Origin of the sequence: Halorhabdus utahensis DSM 12940, from assembly GCF_000023945.1 — an archaeon.
In the GTDB taxonomy this organism is placed as follows: domain Archaea; phylum Halobacteriota; class Halobacteria; order Halobacteriales; family Haloarculaceae; genus Halorhabdus; species Halorhabdus utahensis.
On record NC_013158.1, the window covers coordinates 1,245,042 to 1,269,292 of the forward strand.

The window sequence follows — 24,251 nt, forward strand, 5'->3', positions numbered from 1 at the left end:
GCTCGCACTGTCGATTCGGCGGGGACACGCCCTCGACCGCCCGAGGCCTTACTCCGCCATCAGGCCGCCACCTTCGACGCGCATGACGCCCTCGCCGTCGGGCAGGTTCGGCGCGTCGACCAGGCGGACGATCCGCTTGTCACCCTTCGATTTCCGGAGGTAGAGTCGGAACGTCGAGGTGTGGCCCAGAATGTTCCCGCCGATGGGCTGGGTCGGGTCACCGAAGAAGGAATCGGGGTTGGCCGCGACCTGGTTCGTGACGACGACGGCGGTGTTGTTGAGGTCGCCGACCCGCATCAGGTCGTGGAGGTGCTTGTTGAGCTTCTGCTGGCGGTCGGCGAGTTCGCCACGACCGACGTACTCCGCCCGGAAGTGGGCGGTCAAGGAGTCCACACAAAGGAGGCGAACAGGGAACTCCTCGTCCTGGCCCTCGCTGGCGAGTTCCTGGGCCTTCTCGGCCAGGAGAATCTGGTGGTTGGAGTTGAACGCCTTCGCGACGTGGATCTTGTCGAGGATAGACTCGATGAGGTCGTCGAAATGGTCGTCGTCGGCGGGGTCGGCCTCGCCCTCTTCGGCAACGCCGTGGAGAACCATCGTGTCCGCGATCACGTCGTCTTCAAGGCCCTCGACCATCTGCTCGATACGTTCGGGCCGGAACGTATCTTCGCTGTCGATGAAGATCGAACTGCCTTCCAGTCCACCGTGCTCGGCCGGCAGCTGAACGTTGACGGCCAGCTGGTGCGTGACCTGGGACTTGCCGGCCCCGAACTCGCCGTATACTTCGGTGATCGATTGTGTCTCGACGCCACCCCCGAGCAACTCGTCGACCTCCTCGACGCCCCACGTGAGCTTGCCGATCTGTTCGCGGCGTTCGAGCACTTCGGCCCCGCTCTCGAACCCGCCGATGTCGGCGGCCTCGCGGGCGGCCTGGATGATGTCCGCCGCGCTCGATTCGCCGACGTCGGCGGTGTTACTTAATTCGCCGGGACTCGCGACGGCGATGCCCTGATAGGAGTCGTAGCCGTTCTCGGTGAGCTTCTCTGCGGTCGCCGGACCCACGCCCGGCAGATCTTCGAGATCTTCTGTTGCTGCCATACCAATCGGTTTGCCCGGCCCGGCATATAAAGCCTCGTTAACACCGGAGTGAAAGTGAAAAGGGAGAACGAAACCGGGAGACTGCACAGAAACAGCAAGTACGGCCCCGCTCCCGCCGGATCGTCGGGTCAAACGGCCAGTCAGGGTCGATCCGCGGGTTCGGGCAACTCGACGGCGGCCGGATCGGGCATCCAGAAGTAATCGATCGTCAGGCCGATGGTGAGGGGGCCGACGATGGTCAGACCGACGACGGCAACGCGGCTGTCGAGGTTGGGGCCGAGTCCGAGAAAGCCGGCCAGGATGAGCGTCGTGACGAACAGGATGAGTGTGCCAAACAGGACCGCGTAGATCGCCGCGCCCCAACGAGTGTGCAGCCGCACACGGAAAAAGCGAGTCGCAAGCGCCACCACCGCCGTGTTGAGGAGGACGATCACAGCCAGCCCGACGGCGTCAGCCACCCCAGTCATATGTGCACCCAGGCAGCCCAGCCCCTTCGAGGTGTCGTTGTCGGCAGTCCGGAATCTGCCACGTCGTCCCCGACGGAGTGACCGCGATAGTAGCTGCTGGCGTCTGTGGTGCCTTCGCGTACCCGGGACGGAAACCGATCGCCACCACGGGACTCACCGCTCGACGGGTGGGGCGACCCTCACTCCAGACAAATGTACGATCGAGTGTCAGTGACGCCGTCAAGGTCGCGAATGCCACTGGCCACCGATTCCATGATCTCGTAGATGGAGTCGCGTTCGGCCTCGACGACGAGGTCGTACTGTCCAGCTACGATGTGGGCCTCCTCGACGCCGATGGCCGCCCGCGCCTCCCCGAGGAGTTGCTCGGCCGTGCCGGCGGCGGTCTTCACCAGGATGAACGCTCTGACCATCGCGAACTATGGTACGTCGTAACATGACATGAATCTTTCCCTCCCGGGACCGCTTTCGTGTCGGGCGGGGCCGGTGTCGGTTTCGCCGGCGAGGATAGCTTTATTCGTTCGCACGTGAATAGCACACATATGCGATTCGTTATCGTGGGTTCCGGTCGCGTCGGACTCCGGACGGCCCGGGCACTCGACGAGAGCGGCCACGAGGTTGTCCTCGTCGAGGCCGATCCGAAGACTGCCGACCGGGGGCGCGAAGCAGGGTTCGAGGTGATCCACGGAGACGGTTCCCTCGAACCTGTTCTCGAACAGACGGATCTCGAATCGGCGGACGCCGTCGGCGCACTCACGGGTGATCTCAACGCCAACTTCGCTACCTGTCTGATCGCCAGCGAGCACGGCTGTCGGACGGTGTTACGGATAGACGAAGACTACCGCGAGGACATCTACCGGCAGTACGCCGACGCCGTCGATGAGGTGATCTACCCCGAGCGACTCGGCGCGATCGCGACGAAAAACGCCCTGCTCGGAGGCAACAGCGTCGCGATCGCGGACATCGCCCAGCACCTCCAGTTGATCCAGTTCACCGTCACCGCCGACGCGCCGGTCAACGGCTACAGCCTGAGCGAACTCGAACTGCCGGCCAACGCGCGGCTACTCGCCTTCGGCAAGCAGGACGACCCGGTCGACGTGCCGAACGTCGACGCGTCCCTGGAGGTCGGCGATCGATTGGTCGTCCTCGCGGATTTCACCGTTCTCGGGGACGTCCGACAGTTGATCGTGGGCGAACAGACTCCACAGCAAGCACTCGGAGGTGCCTGACATGGTCACAGCGTACGTAATGGTCAAAGCACACACCGGCGAGGCGGACCGACTCAAGAACACCATCGAAGCCATCGACGGCGTGGTGAGCGCCCACGTCGTCGCCGGCGACGTCGACCTCATCGCAAAGGTTGACGTCCCGTCACCGGCCGACGTCAAGGAGATCGCCGCGACACAGATCCAGGAAATCGACGGCATCGAGGACACCCAGACCTACGTCGCGATGGACTGAGAGACGGGCGTCACGTCCGAGCTGCCAGCCTCTTACAGCGGGGTGCCGCCGCGCTCGTTGTCGCCGGCCGTTTTGGCGTTCTGGATGAGATCGGCGACCGGTTCGCGGTAGTCGTAGCCCGGCACGATCCCCTCGACGTAGGTACCCTCGACGTACTCGACGAGCGTCTTGGCGATCGCCGCGGCCTGATCCGGGTCCCCGTACGAGAAAACGAACGTGGCGACCGCCTGCCCGTCGTCGGCGACGAGTCGATGCTGGTCGAGTTCGATCTGCGCTCGCGTCGCCTGGGTCGCGTCCTCGAGCCGTCGAGCAAAGGTATCGAACCAGCCATCCGCAACGGCCGGGCCAACGACCTCGCCCTCGACGGCCGCTCCGAGCATCGGCGTCCGGACGGTCACCGTATATTCGTGGCCCACCCCTTCGATGTCGGTCGCCGTCACCGTTGGGTCGAAGACGGTCGTCGTCACTCGATATCCCTCCGCAGCCGGTTCGAACGAATCGTGGTCGTCGAACGCGTCGGCGACGGCCGGCGGCAGCGTATCAGTCATCGATCTCCCGTTGGGCCGGAGTACAAAAAAGAACGTCGCGTGAGTCGTTGCCGTCCTGTTTCCCCGCCGAAGTTCGGGCCGCAGTCCGACATCCCAACCACAAAACACATGCCCATATCATGTGACTACAACGTATGCACCGCCGCTCAGCCCTCCTCACCCTGCTTGTCCTCCTGCTGGTCGGGCTCTCAGGGTGTTCGGCGGCCGGATCGCTCTCGATGCACCCGGCACCGAACGCCACGGTGATCGCCGACCACGCCACGCTGAACACAAGCGACCTTGACGAGGAAGCACACCGACTCGCGGTCGGTGCCGTAAACGGCTCCGGCCCCACCGTGACGAATGACTATCCGCCGTTCACGCCGGACCGTCCGATCGCGGTCGACGGGACGTACTACAACGTCTCCTGGTCGGCAATCGACTCCAGGCAGGTTCCCACGTTCGTGCTCGAAATTGAGAAGGACCCGACCAACACGACCGGCGATCGCATCGCGTATCAAGATCTCCCGGCTGTCGACCAGCACGCGCTCCCGGACCCCGGTTCGACAGCGGTCACCGGCGACGGGGATATCGCAACGCTGGCCGTCTACAACAAGACCGAACAGGAGACGTCCGTGCTGGTTCCGGAACCGCGTTACGAACTGGTCGAGTTCGAGGATCGAACGGTCCGTATCACCGTGGACGGTCCGTCGCCGAAAACGATCTACACCTATCGATACGAGGCCGAACAGGTGGCAGCCAACAGTGACGAACTCGCGACCAGGCTCGAATCGACCCATCTGTTCACGCTATCGAACCTCTCGACGCCACAACAAAAGATCATCAACGACGCGATCGGAGAAACGTACTATCAAGAGCAGGAATCGGACGCCTGGACCAGGCTCCTCGAGCGGTTCGACGCCGCCGATCCGGTCTACGGTGACGACGAGAACGACAGCGGTTACGTCGACGGCGAATATCTCGTCCGGTACGACGGCACCGTCTACTGGGCCGACATCTACGGCTATACGGACGGCGGGGCCTGAGATTGCAGGGTGCTGTCGACAGGACGGGACTCGTGCACGCTGTACGACAAAGTATCACACCGCATTCCGGAATGTACGAACGGTAGTTCCGCGCCACCAACCCGTCGACATAGCTATATGAACCGTGGCCACCACGCTCCGGTGTGCCGCTGACGCCCTTCCACCTTGGTCCCGCGGTGTTGCTCGGCAGTCTAGCCACCCGACGGCTCAACCTGCCGGCAATCTGTCTCGGGAGCGTCGTCATCGACGTCCGCGCCGTGCTGGTCATCTTCGGCCCGCTGGAGCCCCCGACTCACGGCCCGCTCACGACGCTGCCTGGCGGTGCCGGCGTCGCCGCCGCCGTCACGATCGCCGTCCTGGCCGGGTACGAACTGGCTGGCCCCTCGATCGAACGATACGGCCTCGACGTCCGCTGGTCCCGATCGAGTGTCGCCGCCGGTGCGCTCGTCGGTGCCTGGTCCCACGTGGTCCTGGACGCGGTTCTGTACACGGATGCCCGACCGCTGGCACCGCTCGTTGGGAACCCGCTGCTCGGCCTGCTCTCGCCCACAGTCGTCTACGCGGGGTGTGTCCTGGCTGGTGGTGTGGGGATTGGGCTCTACTGGCTCCACTCCGCTCGGGGAGAGGCAGGCGTGTGGACCTGAAGGGCCTCGAAAGCGTCGCTGTCGATAGCAATCGGCGCGACTTTGCCGACCTCTCTACGGTCGGTCTCATTCCTCACGGCTGGCTTCGCTCGCCGTTCGTACTTTCGGAGACACTCACTCCGTTCGTGTCTCCCTGCTCACGGCTCACTACGTTCACCGCTCGCGAAAATCGAGACGTTCGCTTCGCTCACGTCTCGCCATGCGAGGGAGGGGAGTGAGCAAACGCGAAGCGTTTGCGAACGTCGATCGACGCCCCGCATCGATCGGAATTCGAACCGAAATCAGACGGTCGGCCTCACTTCGTTCGGCCGCTGCGACTGATAGGCTTCGAACCCCTCCGTTTGATTCACACGGCCCTCACGTCTGTTCGGGCCGATTTCATACGAGGACGGGGATTCGAACCACGGTCGCTCCCGTTCGCTCGCTGCACTCGCTCACCTCCCGCTCTCTGATTCGAATCGCGCTCGCATCGCTCCTCACGTCCGTTCGACCGCGCTACTCACGGTTCGCTTCGCTCGCCGTTCGCAATAATCGAGACGTTCGCTTCGCTCACGTCTCGCTATGCGAGGGAGGGGATTCGAACCCCTGGACCCCTTCGGGAGCGGGTCTTAAGCCCGCCGCCTTTGGCCGCTCAGCCACCCTCGCGCATCAACCCCTCAGCCCGACAGCGGAAAATCGGTTTCGGTACCGACCGACGACCGACCACACCGGTCCCGATACGCTTAAGTCGTTGTACGGATTTGTACACTACAATCCGAATACGTACAACAATGTCCACACTACAGACACACATCGAACGCGTCACCGAGGGCGAGGATCTGACGGTCGAACAGGCCAAAGAAGCATCGAGTGCGGTCTTCGAGGACGCGACGGAGGCCCAGATCGGCGCGCTCCTGAGCGCACTCCGGGCGAAAGGCGAGACCGAGGCCGAGATCGCGGGCTTCGCCCAGGGGATGCGCGAGGCCGCCCGGACGATCAAACCCGATCGCGACCCGCTGGTCGACACCTGCGGGACGGGCGGGGACGACTACGACACGATCAACGTCTCGACGACGAGCGCCATCGTCGCCGCGGGCGCGGGCGTCCCGATCGCCAAGCACGGCAACTATTCGGTCTCCTCCTCCTCGGGCAGCGCCGACGTGCTGGAGGAGGTCGGCGTCACGGTCGACGCCGAACCGCCGGCTGTCGAGGACGCCATCGAGGACGAGGGCATCGGGTTCATGCTCGCGCCCGTCTTCCACCCGGCGATGAAGGCCGTCATCGGCCCGCGCAAGGAACTCGGCATGCGGACGATCTTCAACGTCCTCGGCCCGCTCACGAACCCCGCCGGCGCTGACGCGCAGGTGCTGGGCGTCTACGACCCCGATCTGGTCCCCCTCATCGCGCGCTCGCTCGCGCACATGCCCGTCGAACACGCCCTGGTCGTCCACGGCAGCGGCCTCGACGAGATCGCCATCCACGACGAGACGACCGTCGCCGAAGTGCAGGGCGACTCCGTCGAGGAGTATACCCTCTCTCCGAGTGACCTGGGGCTCGACCGCCACGACATCGCCGATGTGGCGGGCGGGACACCTGAGGAGAACGCCGAGGCCCTCCGCGGGATCGTCCGCGGCGAGGCCAACGGCGCGAAACGGGACATCATCCTCGCGAACGCCGGCGCGGCGATCTACGTCGCGGGCGAGGCCGACTCTCTCGAGGACGGCGTCGAGGTCGCCCGCCAGGCGATCGACTCGGGCGCGGCGGGCGAGAAACTCGCCGGCCTCCGCGGTGTGGTCGCATGACGCGCGTGAAGGTCTGTGGGCACACCCGCGAGGCGGACGTGCGGGCGAGCGTCGCCGCCGGCGCGGACGCCGTCGGCGTGATCAGCGGCGTTCCAGTCGAAACGCCCCGGGAAGTCGCCCCTGAGCGCGCCGCCGACCTGCTCGACGCCGTGCCGCCGCTCGTCTCAGGTGTCCTCGTGACGATGCCCGAGACAGTCGAGGAGGCCCGGGAACTCGTCGCGGAAACCCAGCCGGACGCCGTCCAGGTACACGGAACGCTCGATCCCGAGGAAGTCGAAGCACTCACAGCGGAAATTTCCCAGCCGATCCTGGTCGCACTCGACCACGACGCCGAACTAGACGCCTACGCCGACGCGGCCGACGGACTCGTCGTGGACTCGCTGGACGAAGCCGGCGGCGGCGGGACTGGTCAAACCCACGACTGGGACCGAACGGCAGAAATCGTCGAACGCCTCGACGTCCCGATCCTGCTGGCCGGCGGACTCACGCCCGAGAACGTCGCTGAGGCCGTCGAGACCGTCCGGCCCTTCGGTGTCGATACCGCCAGCGGTGTCGAGCGCGACGGTGGGGTCAAGGATCACGACGCCGTCGAACAGTTCGTCGATCGGGCTGGGGAACCGCGGGTGGTGGCATGACGGGCGAGCCGTCGCTCTCCCACGATGCGTTCGTGGACCTGGCCGACGCCGACGAACCGGGCGTGATCCGGGTCGCCGTTGAACTCGACGCCGACGTGGATCCGCTCGCGGCCTACGCGGCGGTGACCGGTCGCGAGAGTGACTCCGAGAACGCCAACGCCGACGAGTACGCGTTCCTTCTCGAAAGTGCCGAGAAGGTCGCCTCCAGCGATCCCAACGGCGCGTTCGCGCCCTCGACTGACGACCGCCACGCCCGGTATTCGTTCGTCGGCTACGATCCCGTCGCGGTCGCGACTGTCGAATCTGACGGGACGGATCTGGATATCCTCGACGACCGGTACGCCGACATGCTCGAAACCAACGGCGGGGACGTCCTCGACGACCTGCGGGCCGTCCTGCCCGACGTCGAGCGCCGCGGCTTTCCGGCCCACGACCGCCAGACGCTCTCTGGCGGGCTCGTCGGGTTTCTGGCCTACGAGGCCGTCTACGACCTCTGGCTCGACGAAGTCGGCATCGATCGGCCGGACTCGCGGTTCCCGGATGCCCAGTTCGCGCTCGCGACGAAGACGCTGGTGTTCGACCACGCCGAGGACACGGTCTCGCTGGTGTTCACGCCGGTCGTTCGGCCCGAGGAGGACGCAGGCGCGCGATACGACGAGTTGCTTGCGGCGGTCGAGCGCGTCGAGTCGCTGCTTGCCGACGCGGGGGATCCCGAGACCGGCGGATTCCACCGGGTGCACGAGGACGCCGGCCCACAGGACGAGTACGAGCAGGCGGTCGAGCGCGCCAAGGAGCACGTCCTCGACGGCGACATCTACCAGGGCGTCATCTCCCGGAAGCGAGAACTCTACGGCGATGTCGACCCGCTCGCGCTGTACGACTCGCTGCGCTCGATCAACCCCTCGCCGTACATGTATCTGCTGGGGTACGACGACCGCACGATCGTCGGCGCGAGCCCGGAGACACTCGTCTCGGTCGGCGGCGACCTGATTACATCGAACCCCATCGCAGGGACATCCACGCGCGGAAACAGCCCTGTCGAGGACCGTCGGCTGGCGGGCGAGATGCTCGCCGACGAGAAAGAGCGGGCCGAGCACACGATGCTGGTCGATCTGGCACGCAACGACGTCCGCCGTGTGGCCGAGCCCGGCAGCGTCCGCGTCGAGGAGTTCATGAACGTCCTGAAGTACAGCCACGTCCAGCACATCGAATCGACCGTGACGGGGACGCTCGCCGAGAATAGCGACGGCTTCGACGCGACGCGGGCGGCCTTCCCGGCCGGGACGCTCTCAGGTGCGCCGAAGATCCGGGCGATGGAGATCATCGACGACCTCGAAGCGGATCCACGCGGGATCTACGGCGGCGGCGTGGGCTATTTCTCCTGGAACGGCGACGCCGACTTCGCGATCGTCATCCGGTCGGCGGCGGTCGAACACGGGATCGATGCCGTCGACGGAAGTGGCGAGAAGCGAACGCAGGACCGGATCACCGTCCAGGCCGGGGCGGGGATCGTCGCTGATTCCGACCCGGCCAGCGAGTACGAGGAGACCGAACAGAAGATGGGCGGCGTGATCGACGCGCTCGAACGGATCGAGTCGCCGGACGAGGACGCTGAGACCCCAGTCGAGGAGGTGTCACAATGAGCGAGTCAACCAGCGCGAACGCGACCGAGACACCCACCGACGACCTCGAGGTGCTGTTCGTGGATAACTTCGACTCGTTCACGTACAACCTGGTGGAGTACACGTCGGAATACGCCAACACGACTGTCGTGAAGAACACGGCCTCGCTGTCGGACGTTCGGGCAGCCGACCCGGACGCCATCGTCATCAGCCCGGGGCCGGGCCATCCGAGAAACGACCGCGACGTCGGGGTATCGACCGACGTCCTCCGGGAGATCAGTCCGGACGTGCCGACGCTGGGCGTCTGTCTGGGCCTCGAAGCGGCGGTCTACGAATACGGCGGCACGGTCGGCCACGCACCCGAGCCGATCCACGGGAAAGCAGCCTCGATTTCCCACGACGGCAAGGGCGTCTTTGCGGGGCTCGACCAGGGATTCCAGGGTGGGCGGTACCACTCGCTGGTCGCGGGCGATGTCCCCGATTGCTTCGAGGTGACCGCGACCACGGAAACCGACGACGCCGACCTCGTCATGGGAATCCGCCACCGCGAGCATCCAATCGAAGCCGTCCAGTTCCACCCCGAATCGGTGCTGACAGCCGTCGGCCACGACGTGATCCGGAACTTCCTCGTGAGTGTCTAACCGGCTGCTGCGGTCGAAGGCTGATCGCGGCGAGGGGCGATGTCGCCGGACGAGCGGGCGTTCGCGCTCGACACACACCCGCCGCGGGTTTAAGTATGGATCTCCCCCCGTTCCGGCTATGCAACCACCCTCGCGACGTGCCCTTCTGGCGGCTGCCGGGACCGCCGCTGTCTCACTCGCCGGGTGTGCGAGCGACGGGACGGACTCGCCGGCAGACGGAGACACCGATCAGACAGCCTCGACTACCGAAGCGGATACCGGGGAGCCGACCGCGGATCCCCGGACGACGGCCGCGGAGACCATGGCTGCGAAGACCACGGCCGGTTCGAACGACACCGAGCCGGTGTGGTACACTGAGCAGCTGACCGACGCCCGAACGGGCGAGAGGTTTTCCATTGCGGAGCTGAACGCCGACGGCCCGGTCCTGCTGGAGACGTTCGCCATCTGGTGTTCGAACTGTCAGCGCCAGCAGGTCGAACTGCAAACGTTCCACGAGCAGGCACCCGACGACGTCACAACGGTCGCGCTGAACGTCGACCCCAACGAGGACCGGAGTGCAGTCGCCGATCACGCGGAAGAAAACGATTTCGACTGGCGGTACGCAGTCTCGCCACCGGCAATCACGCAATCGCTGATCGGCGAATTCGGGCGGTCGATCACCGTCCCGCCGCAGGTGCCAATGGTCCGCATCTGCCCCGGTGGCGAAACAACCCGGTTACCTGACGGGCACAAGTCGACGGATGATCTCCTCTCGGCGCTCGACTCCTGCGAATGAGTACGCACGCCGCCTTGCTCGAAGTGTTTCTCATCGGCCTCGGGACCCCGCTGACTGCCGCCTGCGCCCTACCGCTGTACCCCGGCTTTCTGGCCTATCTGGCCGACCAGAGCGCTCGCGGTGAGGAGGCCGGCTGGACGGTACCAGTCTGGCTGCTCGGCGTGCTCGTCCTCGCCGGGGCCGTCTCGTTCATGGGGCTTGCGGGCCTGCTGTTCTCGTTCGTGCTCGAAATCTCGCTGACAGCGGTCGTCGAAGTCGCCTCGCCAATTGCTTTCGTGTTCGTGCTGGCAATTTCGATGGCCCTCATCGCCGACGCGGAGGTTTTCGGTCGGATCCCGGCGGTCGAACCCCCACAGACCCAGTATCCGAGTGCGACCGCCTTCGGCTATGGCTTTCTGTTCGGCGCGATCGTCCTGCCCTGTAACCCCGGATTCATCGCGCTGTTTTTCGCCCGCGTGCCGATCCTCTTCGATTCGGCACTGGCGTCACTGCTTGGCTTTCTCTCGTTCGGCCTCGGTCTGGGCGCACCGTTGCTGGCCCTGGCGGTGGTGTCGGAAAGTCTCGGTCAGCGGGCCACCCGCTGGCTTGCCCGTCACCGGACGGCGATCAACCGCGTTGCGGGCACGATCATGCTCCTCGTGTCGATCTACTACCTGCTGGTCGTCTTCGACGTCCTCGCGATGGTCGGGATCGAGGGTGCCGACGACCTGATCAGTGCGGGCTACGATGTCATCTTTGGCCCCCTCGGCGACCTCCGCCCCTGAGTGCCCGTTGTCTCACCGAAGCCGGCCCTCACAGTGTACATTTGGCAGGCTCCGCTTCGGTTTCCTGGGCGTTCTTTAGTATGGGAGTGTGTGACTTGCCGACACCCCAACAATTACTTATTGTCCATTTCAGGTGAGGGGTATGGTTCCGGAGGCAGGCCTCGTCTGGCGGGGGTTTCACCACGCCTGGCGATACAACCACCGGCTGAATCGACTCGCGAGTTACCTCGCGTGGACCGGCGGGGACTGGGAGTGCGTCCACGCCGCGGCGTCGGGCACGGGTCCGGACACGGCCCAGTTCTGTGACCTCTACACGCTGATCGAAGACCCGGACGTGGCCTTTCAGTCGGTGACTGAACCGTTCGAGGTCACCGGTGACGAGAACGTCTCACACACCGTCTCCCGGACACTGACGATCGACCTGGAGAGCGAACTCCAGGGCCGGGACACGATCGAAGTGGTGCTGAACGGCTTCGACATCGCCGCCGCAAGTGACGCCGACAAGCTCCAGAAACTCCACCTGTCGGTCGGCGAGCCGACCGAGTCGGCCGACGGGACGTCTCTCGACGTTCCTGTCGAGGTCACCTTTCAGGGTGACTGTGGGACGCCCGAATGTCGCGAGGACGGGGTCGACTACGGGGTCGACGTGCGCTACCTCGTGGTGGCGGGTGACGACTCGACCGTTCGCTCGGGGTCGACGGTCAGCGCTGGCTCGGACTACACCTGGGATCGGTCACAGGAACCCGATCACAAGGCCGACGGCCTCGCCCGGGCGTCGATCACCGATCCGGACCGCTGGACGGGCGATAGCGTCGAGAACGCGCTCGGCTTTACCGAACTGCAGGTCGATCTGACGAAAACCGGGGACCCGGCGCTCATCGCGGCCGTTGGCGAGCTGGCCGACCACGCCGAGGGGATGCACTTTCTGGAACTCGACGCGTCGATCGAATCGATCACGGCGGACAACGGAACCCTCGACGCGGCGTTCCTGCTGTTCTACAAGAACTGGGAGCGCGGGATGAAACAGCTCGTCCCGCCGGATTTCCTCCAGACGATCACCGACTTCATCCCCGATGACACCGAGTCCGCGATCCGCAACGACCCCGACCTCTCCTGGACGGACGTGATCGACGCCTCGATCCTCGCTCACCGCAGTGCGGGCCGGGCCGACATCGACGCCACCGCCCGCCTGCTGCAGTTCGACGATCCGGAACGGTTCCACCACAACGCCGTCCCCGGCGATGTCGACTGGGAGGGCGAGAACGCCGATCCGAACAGCGACGACGCCGTCCAGCGCACCCTCATCGAATGATCGACACACGCCACATCATGATCCAGACCCACTCCCGCGCTTGTTCGATCGCATCGGCTGAACACCACTCGATCGTATCGGCCGACCAGTACTCGGTCGCGTCGACTGAACAGCACCGTGACAGGGCTTCCGTCGGAGGTGCGTCGCGATGACTCACGACTTCGACGTCGCCGCCGATCTGCCGGGGGTGAGCCGGGAGACTGTCGCCAGGAAACTCCGCCGGACCGAACTCAGCGAGGACCACTACTTCGACGCGGTCGAAGTGAGCATGAAGCGCGACCGGGCGGAGGGGCGGGAGGTACTCGAAGGCCTCATGCGGACCAAATCGGCTTCCCGGGTGGGCCAGCGACTCCTCAAGGACGCCTGTGCCTGCGGCGACGACCAGATCCGCCGGGACGTTGTCGCAGCGTTCCGTGAGACCCGTCGGGAGGACGCTTTAGTGACCAGTGCGGGTCTGCTCACGGTCGAGGACGCGACGCAGGTGTTCAAGGACTTCTTCGAGGCCGGTGGCGACACCCGTCCGATCGCCGAGTGGCTGTCGGCCATCGGCCCGGGCTATCGACGCGAGAAGCGCCGTGGGAACGTCGACCTCGAATACGACGGCTGGTTCAGCGACGCCTGGGACACGATCAAGGACGCGGGCAAGACCGTCGCCGAAGCGGTCAAGACGGTCGTCGACTCGGTCGTCGAGGCCGGCAAATCCTTCGCCGAGGTCGTCAGCGACGTCGTCGACTACGCCCAGCGTCGAGTCAACTCGATCGTCGAGTCCCTGCTCGACGCCGGCAAGACGGTTGCGGACATCATCTCGGGACTCGCCCAGGAGGCCTACGCGACGATCAAGAAGATCGTCAAGGCGATCATCTCGGCCGGGAAGTCACTGGGTGCCATCCTCCGGGAGGCGATCGACATCGGCGAGTCATTCCTCCGGAGCGTCGCTCGGGCGCTCCGACAGGCCGGGACCGCGATCTCGGACCTCGTGGTCGCGGCAGGGAAAGCGTCGGTCGACGTGCTCCGGGTCGTCTCCCGAGCGCTCGTCGCCATGGTGACCTACGCTGAGTCCCGGGCCAACTACATCATCAATACCATCAAAGACGAACTCCCGGCCCTCGCCGAGGACATCATCGACATCCTCGGCGATTTCGTCGACGAGGCGTTCGAACTCGCGAAAAACGCCGTCGAAGACGGGCTCTCAGCCGTGCTCGATCAGGTTCGGAAGGCCGCAAACAGCATCCGCTCGACAGCGAGGTCCGTCCTGCAGGGCTTGCTCGAAGGGGGTCTCGCGCTGGGGGACCTCATCGCCCACCTCCACCAGGAGGCCAGCCAGTTCTTCGAAGACGCCGTCTCGCTGCTCGGCGAGATCGTCGATCGTGCTGAGGACCTCTTCGCGGCGGCACTCGATCTGGGCGAGTGGGCGCTCGGCGAGGTCATGGAGGCCCTGGCGGCGGCCGGCGAGTCGGTCGCCGACCTGATCGCGTGGGCCAGGGAAGCCGGGGCCGCCGCGCTCGATGCCGTCGTCGACACCCTCGACGCCATCGGTGAACTCACCAGCGAGGCGCTCGCCGAACTCGGTCAGGCCGTCGTCGAACTCGGTCGGGGACTCACCAGGCTGGTCGAGCGGGTCGCCGACTGGGGCGAACTGGCGGCCCGAGCGGCCTTCGACGGCATCCTCGACGCCGGCGGGGCGGTCCTCGACGTGCTGGACGCGCTGTGGGATCGGGCCCGGAACTTCCTCGAGGCGGGCATCGACACCCTCCTGCGAGTCGGCGCACGCATCCGGGACGTGCTCGCGGCGGGGCTGGACATGGGACTGGACATCCTCGGCGAGTTCGTCCGCCACCTCCGGGACCTCGGGCGGTCGATCTGGTACATCCTCGACTGGGTGGTAGACACGGTCGGCCGCGTCGGGGACGCACTCGAAGTCGTCTTCGAGACGCTGATGGACGTCGGTGTCGCGCTGGGCGAACTCGTCGCCTGGGCGGCCCGGCGGACTGCCGACATCATGCGGACGGGCTTCAGCGCGCTGCTCGCGATCGGGGTCGGCCTCGGCGAGATCCTCGTCGCGCTGTTGACCGATCCGGGCAACGTCTTCTCGACAGCCATCGACGCGTTGCGCGACATCGGAACCAGCCTCGAGGAGTTCTTCACCGCAATCACCGACGCCGGCCAGCAGGTGCTGGGCCGGCTCTACCGTGCACTGGAGTCGATCGGCGTCGCGCTGGCCGACATGCTCGGCGCGCTGGTGTCACTCGGCGCGGAGACGTTCAAACAGTTGCTCGACGGCCTGCTGAAGATCGGCGTCACGGCCTTCGAGGTCGTGCTGTGGGCCGCCGACCGAGCCTTCGACGTCTTCGGCTGGGTGATGGAGGTCGTCGAGGCCGCACTCGACTCGCTGCTGGACCTGATCGAGTGGGCGGCCGGCCTCGGCGGCCCCGTGCTCGAACAACTGGCCGACTGGTTCGCGAAGGGGGTCGAAAACGCCTTCGACTTCGTGCGTGACAAGGTGATCGTCCCGCTGGTCTCGGCAGCCAAACTCGGGCTGGTCGTCGCACTGGCATCGGTGAGTCTCCCCTTCCTTGTGGTCGCCTACGTCGTGCTGGGGTCGCTCGTCAATCCCGACCAGACGACCTACAAACACTGGCCGGACGATCTGCGGACGTTCGAGTGCGAACAGCGCGTCGAGATCCGCGAACTCTCGCCGCCGAGCGACGACCGCGGGATCGTCGTCTTCAGCGACCTCCACATGGAGGACCAGGACGACATCGACGCCGGTCTGGGCCATTTCCACGAGAACGCCGACCTCGTCGAGTCCGTGCTGACCGAGTACGCCAGCGAGGAGTCGGCGGGCTACGACTGGACGGTCGTGTTCAACGGCGACAGCGAGGAGTTCTGGGTCGACAACGACCTCACGTCGAGCGAACCCGCCGACAAGGTCGACGAGATCGTCGCCACCCACCCCACGGTGCACGAGACCGTCTCCGAGGACTTCTACAAGTTCGAGTCACCACGACGGTTCGTCAAGGTCCGCGGGAACCACGACGCGAGTTACAACGATCCCCACGTCGTCAACGCCTACGAGGACCACGGCTTCCCGGATCTGGAAGTCTACGACTACGTCACCACGCAGTTCGACGGCGAGGACGTGCTCATCACTCACGGCCACCAGTTCGATCCCTGGAACTGCGACCCGAACAACGACTTCGGGAAGTTCTCCAGCAACTTCGTCGCCGAGTCGATCGACGCGATCAGCAACACCCTCGAAGACGTCTTCGGCGAGGACGCCAGCCTGGAGGGCGAGACCATCGAGGTGTTCGACCTCGAGATTCCGGTCCACGCTATCGCGCCGTACTACGATCCCGGCGAGTGGCGACCGATGGTGGAGAACAGCGTCAAATCCCCCTCGATCGAGGACGGTGCGATGTTCGAGGAAAGCGCCGTCGTCGAGACGATCCGCGAACTGGATGCGAGCATGATCATCGGTCATACCCACGGCCCGAAGGTCATGCAGGACGGGACCGATTCCAGCCGGTTCTACGTCAACAGCGGGACCGCAGGCTGGTGGGAGGACTGCGTCTGGACGGTCGAGATCACCGAAGCGAACGTGACGCTCAACGGCTTCACGCCGGACGGGAGTGGCGGTCACCAGCGCGAGTACGTCATCGCGCTGGACGATCCGACCGACGACGGGTCCTTCGGTGCGGGCGACCCCGACCGGCTGGTGTCGAATGGGACGTTCTGAATCGGTCCTGCTGCTGGGGTTTTACCATCCCCGGTACGTCGACCCGCTCCGGGCGTGGGCCGACCGGCTGCGGGCGGCCGGGTGTTCGGTCACGGAGGGCTATCCGGATACCTGGTACCCAGAGGACGTCCTCGACGCCCTCACAGCCCCGCGCGACCTGGTGGTCTACTTCGGCCACGGCGAGCCCGGTGCCTGGTCCGGGTTGGGTCGGATCGACGCCGCTGCCGTCGCCAGTGTCGGGGGGGAGCCACACCGGCTCGTCCTGAGTGCCTGCTGTAGCACGTTCGAAGGGAAGCGTGCGGGGAGCGAGGGGAGTCAGAAGAATTCCGATGGCGCTGCCGAGGGCGGCGACGGCGAACGAGCGCAGTCGGTCGGTGCGGCGTTTCTGGAGGGCGGTCTCGCCGAGGCCGTCGTCGGGTACGACGATCGCATCCGCCACGACGATAACCGCGACGTGCTCGATCACCTCCTGGCTGGCTACCGGACGGCGATCCGTGACGGCGACGACGGGGCAAGCGCGGTCCTGGATCGAGCGCGTCGGGATCCCGCACTTCGCGTCGCCGGGCAACGCGAGCGGTGACCTCCCCAGATACGTCGACCGGGACTGTCAATCCTCGTGGGGGGGTTGCCACGAACTCCAGTCCGGCGACGTAGCGAAGACCCCCTGCTTTCGAGTCCGTCCTGCCACAGGGGAAGGGGGTTGGGATGCTTTCGTTCACTTTCACTCCGGTCTACGAACGCTTATGTATCCCCATCTCGTTGGCTGTGAGCGTGTGAGCCAGCCCTTTGAGCCTCGGGCTTTGACACGAAACATACGGATTATGACAGAGGTTCGGATCGCAAACAATCGCGCAAGCCAAAGCGTTATGAGGCATCCAGGCTAACAGGACTTCCACCATATATGATACAAACGAGAGCGAAAACAAGGGGACGGAGTACCGGATCGACATCCGCGTCGTGGGGGGCCGAACAGTGAGCGACGCCGAACTCGCCGTCGACGAGGTCACGCTGCCGATCAAGCGTATCGAGGGCGACACCCTCGCCGACCGGCTGACCGACAACGCCTACCACAACATTCTGCCGGCACGGTACCTTCGGAAAGACGCCGACGGCGAACTCGTCGAGCAACAGGAGGATCTCTTCGAACGCGTCGGGAAGAACATCGCGCTGGCCGAAGCCGTCTACGAAGCGCGAAATCAGGACGTCGAGATCACCGTCACGCCCGACCAGCTCAAACCCGACCATCCCCGTCGGGACGAGCTCGCCGAGGAAGTCTTCGGGAAAGGGACATCCATTGGCGACGACGCCGAGACGACCCTCTCGGTCTATAACGTCAACAAGTTCGCCTACGAGACTGTCGTCCCCGAACTCCCCGCGGACGTCCGCGAGCACGTCGAGGAGACCGCCACGGAGTTCCAGGACCTGATGGAGAATCTCTCCTTTATGCCGAACTCGCCGACGCTGATGAACGCCGGCGACGAACTTCAGCAGCTCTCTGCGTGTTTCGTCGACAGTCCCGAGGACGACATCGATGACATTCATCAAACAGCGAAAGAAGCCGCACAGGTTTTCCAGAGCGGCGGCGGAATGGGGTACGCCTTCTGGCGATTACGGCCCTATGGAGATGCTGTCGGATCGACGGGAGGAATCGCTTCCGGTCCGATAACGTTCATGCGGACGTTCGATCAGATGTGCGAGACGATCGCCCAGGGCGGTGCCCGGCGGGGTGCCCAGATGGGCGTCATGCGGGTCTCCCATCCGGACGTCATCCAGTTCATCCACGCCAAGAACAAGGACGTCTCCCTGGCGCGGACCTTGCGGCTGAACGATCCCGACGATTTCACCCACACGTCCTTCTCGGACGCCTTGGAGGAAGCCCGCGAATTGATCGACGACGACGGGCGGGTTCCCGAACACCTCCGCAACGCCGTCGAGGGCCACCTCTCGAACTTCAACATCTCGGTGGGCATCACCGACGAGTTCATGGACGCCCTCCAGAACGACGAGGAGTTCACGTTCACCAATCCCCGGACGGGCGATCCCCACATCGTCACCGCCGAAACCAAGGAACTGTACGACATGTTCGGCCTCGGCGAGTACGTCGAGGTCGGCGAGGAACTGTCGATTCCAGCCAGCGAGCTCTGGGACGACATCGTCGAGGGCGCTCACGAGAACGGCGAACCCGGCGTGATCTATCTCGAACGCGCCAACAAGGAACATTCCTTCGACGTGGAAGAAAATTCAGACCATAGAATCCTTGCAACAAACCCGTGTGGTGAACAACCCTTGGAGGAGTACGAGGCCTGCAACCTCGGCCACATCAACCTCTCGACGCTGGCCGCCGAGGGGGCCCCGGACTGGCGGGTCTGGTCCGAACGCCACGCCGACGACTATGACGACTTCGAGGCGGCGGTCGAGGCGTATCTCGACGAAGCCATCGACGTCGAGGAACTCGAATACCGCATCGAGATGGCGACCCGGTTCCTCGAGAACGTCGTCACGATGTCGGACTTCCCGGTCGAGAAGATCGAGGAGAAAGTCCGGGACATGCGCAAGATCGGGCTGGGGATCATGGGACTGGCCCAACTGTTCATCCAGCTCGGCGTCAAGTACGGCAGCGACGAGGGCGACGCGATCGCCGGCCACCTCATGCAGAAGATCAACCACGACTCCAAGTGGGCGAGCCACGAACTCGCCGAGGAGCGGGGCGTCTTCAACGACTGGGAGGACTCCAAATACGCCGACCCGACCGAGTACCGCGAGTGGTTCGAACACTACGTCGGCGAGGACGCCGACGACTGGGCCGAGGGCTTCCCGATCCGCAACCACAACACGACGACCATCGCTCCGACCGGCACGACCAGCATGGTCGGGAACACGACGGGTGGCTGTGAGCCCGTCTACAACGTCGCCTACTACAAGAACGTCTCCGACGACGTCCAGGGCGACGAGATGCTCGTGGAGTTCGACGACTACTTCCTCCGCGTGCTGGAGGAGAACGGCATCGACGTCGAGACCGTCAAGGAGGAGGCCCAGGAACAGATGGCGACAAACGAGTTCGACGGCGTCGAGGGGCTCTCGACGGTGCCCGACGCCATCGGCGAACTGTTCGTCACGACGGGCGACCTCTCGCCCAAGCAGCACGCCTCGATCCAGTGTACGCTCCAGGACGGCGTGGACAGCGCCATCTCGAAGACGGTCAACGCGCCCAACGACTCCACGATCGAGGACGCCAAAGATGTCTTCGAGTACATCTACGAACACGGCGGCAAAGGCGTCACCTATTACCGGGACGGCACCCGGAGCAAGCAGGTGCTGACCACCAGGGCGGAGAACACCGACTTCGCCGACATGGACACCGAGGAGGTCATCGCCCAGATCGAGGCCGTCTTCGGCGGGATCGAGGCCTTCCTCGATGACGAGGACGTCAGGGCAGCCCTCGACGGTGAAATCGAAACGCTCCTCGGCGAAGCCGACGGCGAATACGCCGACTACGCCAAAAAGCGCCCGCGGCCTGACGTCCTCCATGGCGTGACCCAGCGTATCGACACCGGCTACGGGAAGGTCTACGTCAACATCAACGAGGATCCCGAAGCCGAACGGCCCTTCGAGCTGTTCGCCAACATCGGCAACTCCGGCGGCTTCACGGCGTCGTTCACCGAGGCCCTCGCCAAGACCGTCTCGGCCGCACTCCGGGCCGGCGTCGATCCCAACGAGATCGCCGGCGAACTCCAGGGTATCCGCTCACCGAAGGTCGCCTGGGACAAGGGCGAACAGATCCAGTCGATCCCGGACGCCATCGGCACGGCGATGCGCCGATACCTCGATGGCGACATCGAGCGGGCCTATCCACAACAGCAGACGCTCGAAGAGACCGCCGACGAAGAGGATCCGGAAGCCATGGGCCACTCGACTGACGGCGGCGCGACGACTGCGCCGAGTGAATCGGTTGAGCCGACCGAGCCGAGTGGTGACCAGCAGGAACTCATCGAGAACGGCGAGAGTCCCGAATGTCCCGAGTGTGGGTCGATGTCGCTGTATTACTCCGAAGGCTGCAAGACCTGTGAGTCCTGTGGCTGGTCGGAGTGTTGAGCGCCGACTGAGCTGACTCGTTCGCTACAGCGATCGTTCACGTTCGTTTTTCCGCCTTCCGAACTATCAAGCAGTCCGCTTGCCAGGAATACACATGGAAGAGTCCGGTGGCCGGCCCTGTCCACGCTGTGGTCGCCCGCTGTTCGAACGCCACTGCAAGTACGTCTGTCCAAGCCACGGCGTCGTCTACGACTGTGCGGACACCTTCTACTGAGGAGAAACAGCCGGCGAAGAGGATGGAATCGATCACTGCGAGCCGGACGATCCCATGGAGGGCAGTCGGTCGTAGTCGACGATGTGACGGATCACGGGACTGGCAAGAACGAGCACACCGACCGCAGCAGCCCCGACGACCAGGGGAAGGCCGCCGGCGCTCCCCTCGACGGCGAGCGTCCGCATCGAACTGCCGGCGACGACACCCGCGAGCACCCATGGAAGCTGACCCACGAGCGTCCCGGCGACGAACGCTCGCGTCGGGACCGAGGAGAGGCCGGCCCCATACGAGATCACGTCCGCTGGCAGGGGGAGAAGTCGTGCAGCCGCCACGCCGCGGAACGCGCCGGTGGTCTCGACGACGTGGCTACCGCGGTCGTGGAGTCGGCCGAAGAGACCGCGCTCACGCGGGGCGTGACGGGCGAGCAGATACGCCGGCAGCGAGGTACAGACGGCCCCGAGAAGGCCAACAGGGACGCCAAGCGGGATGCCGAGACCATACCCGACGAGGATCGACACCAGCGAGACAGGCCACAGCACCAGCGGCCGGACAGCGTAAACGGCAAGCAGCACGGCAGCGAATGCGAGTGGCGACCCGACAGCCGTCTCGACGACCGAGCGCAGGGCGTCGAGCGAGCCGAACACCGCGACGCCGGCAGTGGCGAGAGCGACGAGCGCGATCGCGCCGAGTTGGCGTCTCACTGCCGGTTCCATTACCAGAGAAAGGCGCGGGAGTCGGCAAACCTCTTGTGGTCCCATCTTTTTCGTCGTCGGGTGTCCTCGCTCACTTCGTTCGCTGCGGGCACCGCGTGGCGACTGCGAGGCGGCTTCACCGCCTCGATCGGAGACGGCAATGCCGTCTCCGTCGCCACGGCATTCGGTTGCGGGCCGTCGCCCCACAACCCGCTCCCGGCAAAAACATGGTCCACGCGAACGCAGTGAGTGTGGGCTCGGGAAAGCTTGCGCTCCCGGTGGTGAAAACGGCCGCCTCCGCCGTCTTCGACGGGTCCGGCGGTGAAACGTCTTGCTTCGCTCGGCGTACGTTCAACCCGATTTGCACTGGTAATCTATTCCGTTCGACACAGGCCCAACTAGAGACATCGCCAACGAAGGCCAACGATTCTTGGCGGCGGAGCACGAACGAGCGGTGTGGACGAGACGAACGACCCGGTGGAACTCGGCGTGACGCTGCTCGCGAACTTCGAGGACGCCGAACTGTCGATGGCCGAGGCGGTCGACCGGATCGAGACGGTCACGACCGATCCACACCTGACGCGTGAGATTCTCGATACCGCCGAACGCCGGGGGATCATCGAACGCGAGGCGGGACTCGTCCGCCCCACGACTGGACAGTACGTCTCCTTCGAGAGCCAGGTCGTGACTCGCGATGGGGACTTTTCGTGTCAGCGCTGTGGCGCGGGGCTCTCGACGGGCCATTTCATCCGGTTCGAGGACGACCGCGAGCTGGGGCCCTTCGGGTCCTCGTGCATCCGAAAAGTCACCGGCAGAGACTGAGCGAAAGGGGCTCCGTCGAACGGCCGTCACTCCGCTGAGCGGTTCTCGAGGAGGTGCTTGATCGCCCGATGTTGCTTTTTCAGCAGCTTGTTCTGTCGCTCGACGGCCGCGGAAAGCTCCGAAACCTGCTCGCGCAACGCCTCGACTTCGTCTGCGGTGGCCACGTCCGCGTTCGACGCCAGAGAACCCCGAGTCGGTTGGTCGGCAGTCGATTGCTCAGCAGTCGGTTGGTCGGCAGTCGGGGTTTCAGTGGGTGCTGATCCCGTGGAGGCAAACTCATCGGTTGTCTCGACCGCCTCACGGTGCTCGTTCACCGGCGTATCGGCAGTCGATTCCCGGGACTCGTGATCGCCAGCATCGGAACCGGGCTGGGACCGCTTCGGCTCTCTGTCAGCTGCGGGTGTGCGGGTGTTGGCAGGCCCCGGCTCCGGTTCAGTCGTCGAATTGGCCGCCGGTTCCGGCTCGTTCTCAGCAATCCTCGACTGGTCATCTTCAGCAATGTTCGGCTGGTCGCCCTCGGCAGGGCTCGGCTGGTCGCCCTCGGTCCCAGAGACGAGCGGATCGATGTTCGAACCGAGCGTTAGATCGTCCGGTTCGTCGGTGGCCGGCGCATCCTCCTCGGTCGGTTCGACGACTTGCTGGAGTTCAGCCATCGTGGCCACGTCGTAGAACTCGAAAACGGCCTTCTTGATCGTCTCCTCGACGAGCCTGGCGTCCTCCCGCGGCGTCTTGATCCGCTGCGGTCGGCCGTCGATCGAGATGGCGATTTCCGTGGCGACACTGCCTTCCTGGAAGTCAAGCCCCGTGAGGTCGGCGTATTCGTACTGGGTAAAGTCCTCGTCCCAGACGGTCTCGCCGATATGCCTGACGAGACGGTTCTCGGCGATGACCAGCGTCAACTCGCTGAAGCGGAACGCGCCGACGACTGATTCGTCCTCGTCGAGGACGCCGTCGACGCCCAGAATCCCTTCGAGCAAGAGCGTCAGGACCTCCCGGCTATGCCTGGCAGGGACCGAAAACGATCGGGTCCCGTCGACGTACGTGAGTTTGAACGTGGTTTTGCGGCGTCCTTCCGAGAGAACCAGCTGATCGACTTCGTGCGGAAATGTCTCGACGCGTTCGTCGCTCAGAAGTCCGTCTGGTCGATAGATAAGCGTCCGCGTCGCCGTCGCACAGACGACTTCCTCGTCACCGATCGCGACCCCGGATCGTATCTCTTCGCCCCCCAGCTCCTCGTGGACGAGGTCTGGAATCTCCATATCCAAGGTGTACCGGTCCGGTGGCATAAATCCGCGGGTGGCCCTGGATGACGGCGTCCACTGAACGAGGGGCTCGATATCCCCACGGGGCCCGGCCGTCCGGCGGACAGATGAGAAGCTTAAAGAAGACCCTCACGCAATCTCGGAGTGAGCCCGGGTGGCTTAGCTGGACATAGCGCCGCACTCATAGGGTCGTTTCACTGTGTGCGCCATCGGCATGGCCACGGGGTTCGTCACCCCGGACCTGGGTCATGCGGAGATCGAGGGTTCGGAGCCCTCCCCGGGCACTTCTCAACGCGCCACTCACTCTGTTGAGTGGCAACTCCAGAGTGTGCCGGTGGCGGGCTCCGAACCCTGGAAGGTCTCGCGCGAGCGCCAGTGAGCGCGAGGGAGGGAAATCTCTGATTTCCCGTCGTTCGGCAGCCCTCCCCGGGCACTACTTATCCGTGGCTCGCGTCGGCGAGCCACAGCTCCAAGGTTGATCGGCGGTGGGCGACGAACCCTGCAAGGTTCTGCACGAGCGCCAGCGAGTGCGTGACCGAGTGTAACGAGGTCACGTTTACTCGAACGGGGAGAGCGAGGCGTGAGCGAACGCGAGCGCCTCGTTTGCGAGCGGGGAGCGAAGTGACCCGTGAGCGAAGCGACCCGTGAGAGGCGCGAGGGGGGAAA

22 protein-coding genes and 2 tRNA genes are annotated in these 24,251 nt (G+C 65.0%); 17 read left to right on the forward strand and 7 right to left on the reverse strand.

Features of this window, described 5'->3' with window-relative positions; translation table 11 throughout:
* Positions 1-48 precede the first annotated feature (48 nt).
* The 3 genes from radA to HUTA_RS06215 all read right to left on the reverse strand — a co-directional run bounded on the left by radA (position 49) and on the right by HUTA_RS06215 (position 1,972).
* Positions 49-1,095 carry a DNA repair and recombination protein RadA gene (gene radA / locus HUTA_RS06205; RefSeq protein ID WP_015789023.1) on the reverse strand — a complete coding sequence of 349 codons (1,047 nt, stop codon included), beginning with the start codon at positions 1,093-1,095 and terminating at the stop codon, positions 49-51.
* 140 nt (positions 1,096-1,235) lie between these two features.
* Entirely contained in the window at positions 1,236-1,562 is a 327-nt protein-coding gene (locus HUTA_RS06210) for a hypothetical protein (protein WP_015789024.1), read from the reverse strand.
* 179 nt (positions 1,563-1,741) lie between these two features.
* The gene (locus tag HUTA_RS06215) at positions 1,742-1,972 is read right to left on the reverse strand and encodes an Lrp/AsnC ligand binding domain-containing protein (protein ID WP_015789025.1); all 231 of its coding nucleotides are present in this window, start codon (positions 1,970-1,972) and stop codon (positions 1,742-1,744) included.
* Between the two features lie 129 nt (positions 1,973-2,101).
* Here HUTA_RS06215 and HUTA_RS06220 point away from each other — a divergent pair, with 129 nt between their 5' ends.
* Entirely contained in the window at positions 2,102-2,788 is a 687-nt protein-coding gene (locus tag HUTA_RS06220; protein ID WP_015789026.1) for a potassium channel family protein, read from the forward strand.
* Between the two features lies 1 nt (position 2,789).
* Positions 2,790-3,020, forward strand: a complete 231-nt coding sequence (locus tag HUTA_RS06225; RefSeq protein WP_015789027.1) for an Lrp/AsnC family transcriptional regulator — start codon at positions 2,790-2,792, stop codon at positions 3,018-3,020.
* Between the two features lie 32 nt (positions 3,021-3,052).
* Here HUTA_RS06225 and HUTA_RS06230 read toward each other — a convergent pair whose 3' ends face one another.
* Entirely contained in the window at positions 3,053-3,568 is a 516-nt protein-coding gene (locus HUTA_RS06230) for a DUF5813 family protein (protein WP_015789028.1), read from the reverse strand.
* A 134-nt stretch (positions 3,569-3,702) separates the two neighbouring features.
* Between HUTA_RS06230 and HUTA_RS06235 the strand changes: the two genes are divergently transcribed.
* On the forward strand, positions 3,703-4,593 hold the full coding sequence (locus HUTA_RS06235; protein WP_015789029.1) for a hypothetical protein: 891 nt from the start codon (positions 3,703-3,705) through the stop codon (positions 4,591-4,593).
* A gap of 143 nt (positions 4,594-4,736) precedes the next feature.
* Positions 4,737-5,237, forward strand: a complete 501-nt coding sequence (locus HUTA_RS06240; protein ID WP_015789030.1) for a hypothetical protein — start codon at positions 4,737-4,739, stop codon at positions 5,235-5,237.
* 562 nt (positions 5,238-5,799) lie between these two features.
* Here HUTA_RS06240 and HUTA_RS06245 read toward each other — a convergent pair.
* Positions 5,800-5,882: transfer RNA gene (locus tag HUTA_RS06245), tRNA-Leu, on the reverse strand.
* Between the two features lie 125 nt (positions 5,883-6,007).
* Between HUTA_RS06245 and trpD the strand changes: the two genes are divergently transcribed.
* The 11 genes from trpD (at position 6,008) to HUTA_RS16040 (ending at position 20,809) form a co-directional block, all read left to right on the forward strand.
* Positions 6,008-7,018 (forward strand): anthranilate phosphoribosyltransferase, encoded by a 1,011-nt coding sequence (trpD, locus tag HUTA_RS06250; RefSeq protein WP_015789031.1) that lies wholly within the window; start codon positions 6,008-6,010, stop codon positions 7,016-7,018.
* On the forward strand, positions 7,015-7,653 hold the full coding sequence (locus HUTA_RS06255; RefSeq protein WP_015789032.1) for a phosphoribosylanthranilate isomerase: 639 nt from the start codon (positions 7,015-7,017) through the stop codon (positions 7,651-7,653). The genes trpD and HUTA_RS06255 overlap by 4 nt, the downstream gene beginning before the upstream one ends.
* Positions 7,650-9,296 carry an anthranilate synthase component I gene (trpE, locus tag HUTA_RS06260; protein WP_015789033.1) on the forward strand — a complete coding sequence of 549 codons (1,647 nt, stop codon included), beginning with the start codon at positions 7,650-7,652 and terminating at the stop codon, positions 9,294-9,296. Before HUTA_RS06255 ends, trpE begins: the two co-directional genes overlap by 4 nt.
* Positions 9,293-9,916: an anthranilate synthase component II gene (trpG, locus tag HUTA_RS06265; protein ID WP_015789034.1), complete on the forward strand. Its 624-nt coding sequence runs from the start codon at positions 9,293-9,295 to the stop codon at positions 9,914-9,916. The genes trpE and trpG overlap by 4 nt, the downstream gene beginning before the upstream one ends.
* Before the next feature lie 118 nt (positions 9,917-10,034).
* Positions 10,035-10,691 carry a TlpA family protein disulfide reductase gene (locus HUTA_RS06270; protein WP_015789035.1) on the forward strand — a complete coding sequence of 219 codons (657 nt, stop codon included), beginning with the start codon at positions 10,035-10,037 and terminating at the stop codon, positions 10,689-10,691.
* Positions 10,688-11,455, forward strand: coding sequence for a cytochrome c biogenesis protein CcdA (locus tag HUTA_RS06275; RefSeq protein WP_015789036.1), 768 nt, complete (start codon positions 10,688-10,690; stop codon positions 11,453-11,455). The genes HUTA_RS06270 and HUTA_RS06275 overlap by 4 nt, the downstream gene beginning before the upstream one ends.
* A 142-nt stretch (positions 11,456-11,597) precedes the next feature.
* A complete protein-coding gene (locus HUTA_RS06280; protein WP_015789037.1) occupies positions 11,598-12,767 on the forward strand; it encodes a hypothetical protein in 1,170 nt (389 codons plus the stop codon).
* 148 nt (positions 12,768-12,915) lie between these two features.
* Entirely contained in the window at positions 12,916-16,503 is a 3,588-nt protein-coding gene (locus HUTA_RS06285; RefSeq protein ID WP_015789038.1) for a metallophosphoesterase, read from the forward strand.
* Entirely contained in the window at positions 16,490-17,083 is a 594-nt protein-coding gene (locus HUTA_RS06290) for a hypothetical protein (protein WP_015789039.1), read from the forward strand. The genes HUTA_RS06285 and HUTA_RS06290 overlap by 14 nt, the downstream gene beginning before the upstream one ends.
* A 392-nt stretch (positions 17,084-17,475) precedes the next feature.
* Positions 17,476-20,595: an adenosylcobalamin-dependent ribonucleoside-diphosphate reductase gene (locus tag HUTA_RS06295; protein ID WP_015789040.1), complete on the forward strand. Its 3,120-nt coding sequence runs from the start codon at positions 17,476-17,478 to the stop codon at positions 20,593-20,595.
* A 94-nt stretch (positions 20,596-20,689) separates the two neighbouring features.
* A complete protein-coding gene (locus tag HUTA_RS16040; protein ID WP_015789041.1) occupies positions 20,690-20,809 on the forward strand; it encodes an HVO_2523 family zinc finger protein in 120 nt (39 codons plus the stop codon).
* A gap of 32 nt (positions 20,810-20,841) precedes the next feature.
* Here HUTA_RS16040 and HUTA_RS06300 read toward each other — a convergent pair whose 3' ends face one another.
* Positions 20,842-21,522 carry a TVP38/TMEM64 family protein gene (locus tag HUTA_RS06300; protein WP_015789042.1) on the reverse strand — a complete coding sequence of 227 codons (681 nt, stop codon included), beginning with the start codon at positions 21,520-21,522 and terminating at the stop codon, positions 20,842-20,844.
* 435 nt (positions 21,523-21,957) lie between these two features.
* On the opposite strand from HUTA_RS06300, the gene HUTA_RS06305 reads away from it, so the two are divergent.
* Positions 21,958-22,323: a DUF5830 family protein gene (locus HUTA_RS06305; protein WP_015789043.1), complete on the forward strand. Its 366-nt coding sequence runs from the start codon at positions 21,958-21,960 to the stop codon at positions 22,321-22,323.
* Positions 22,324-22,349: 26 nt separating this feature from the next.
* Here HUTA_RS06305 and HUTA_RS06310 read toward each other — a convergent pair whose 3' ends face one another.
* Positions 22,350-23,582, reverse strand: a complete 1,233-nt coding sequence (locus tag HUTA_RS06310; RefSeq protein WP_143920338.1) for a DUF7115 domain-containing protein — start codon at positions 23,580-23,582, stop codon at positions 22,350-22,352.
* 151 nt (positions 23,583-23,733) lie between these two features.
* Here HUTA_RS06310 and HUTA_RS15420 point away from each other — a divergent pair.
* A tRNA-Met gene (locus tag HUTA_RS15420) sits at positions 23,734-23,869 on the forward strand.
* Positions 23,870-24,251 lie beyond the last annotated feature (382 nt).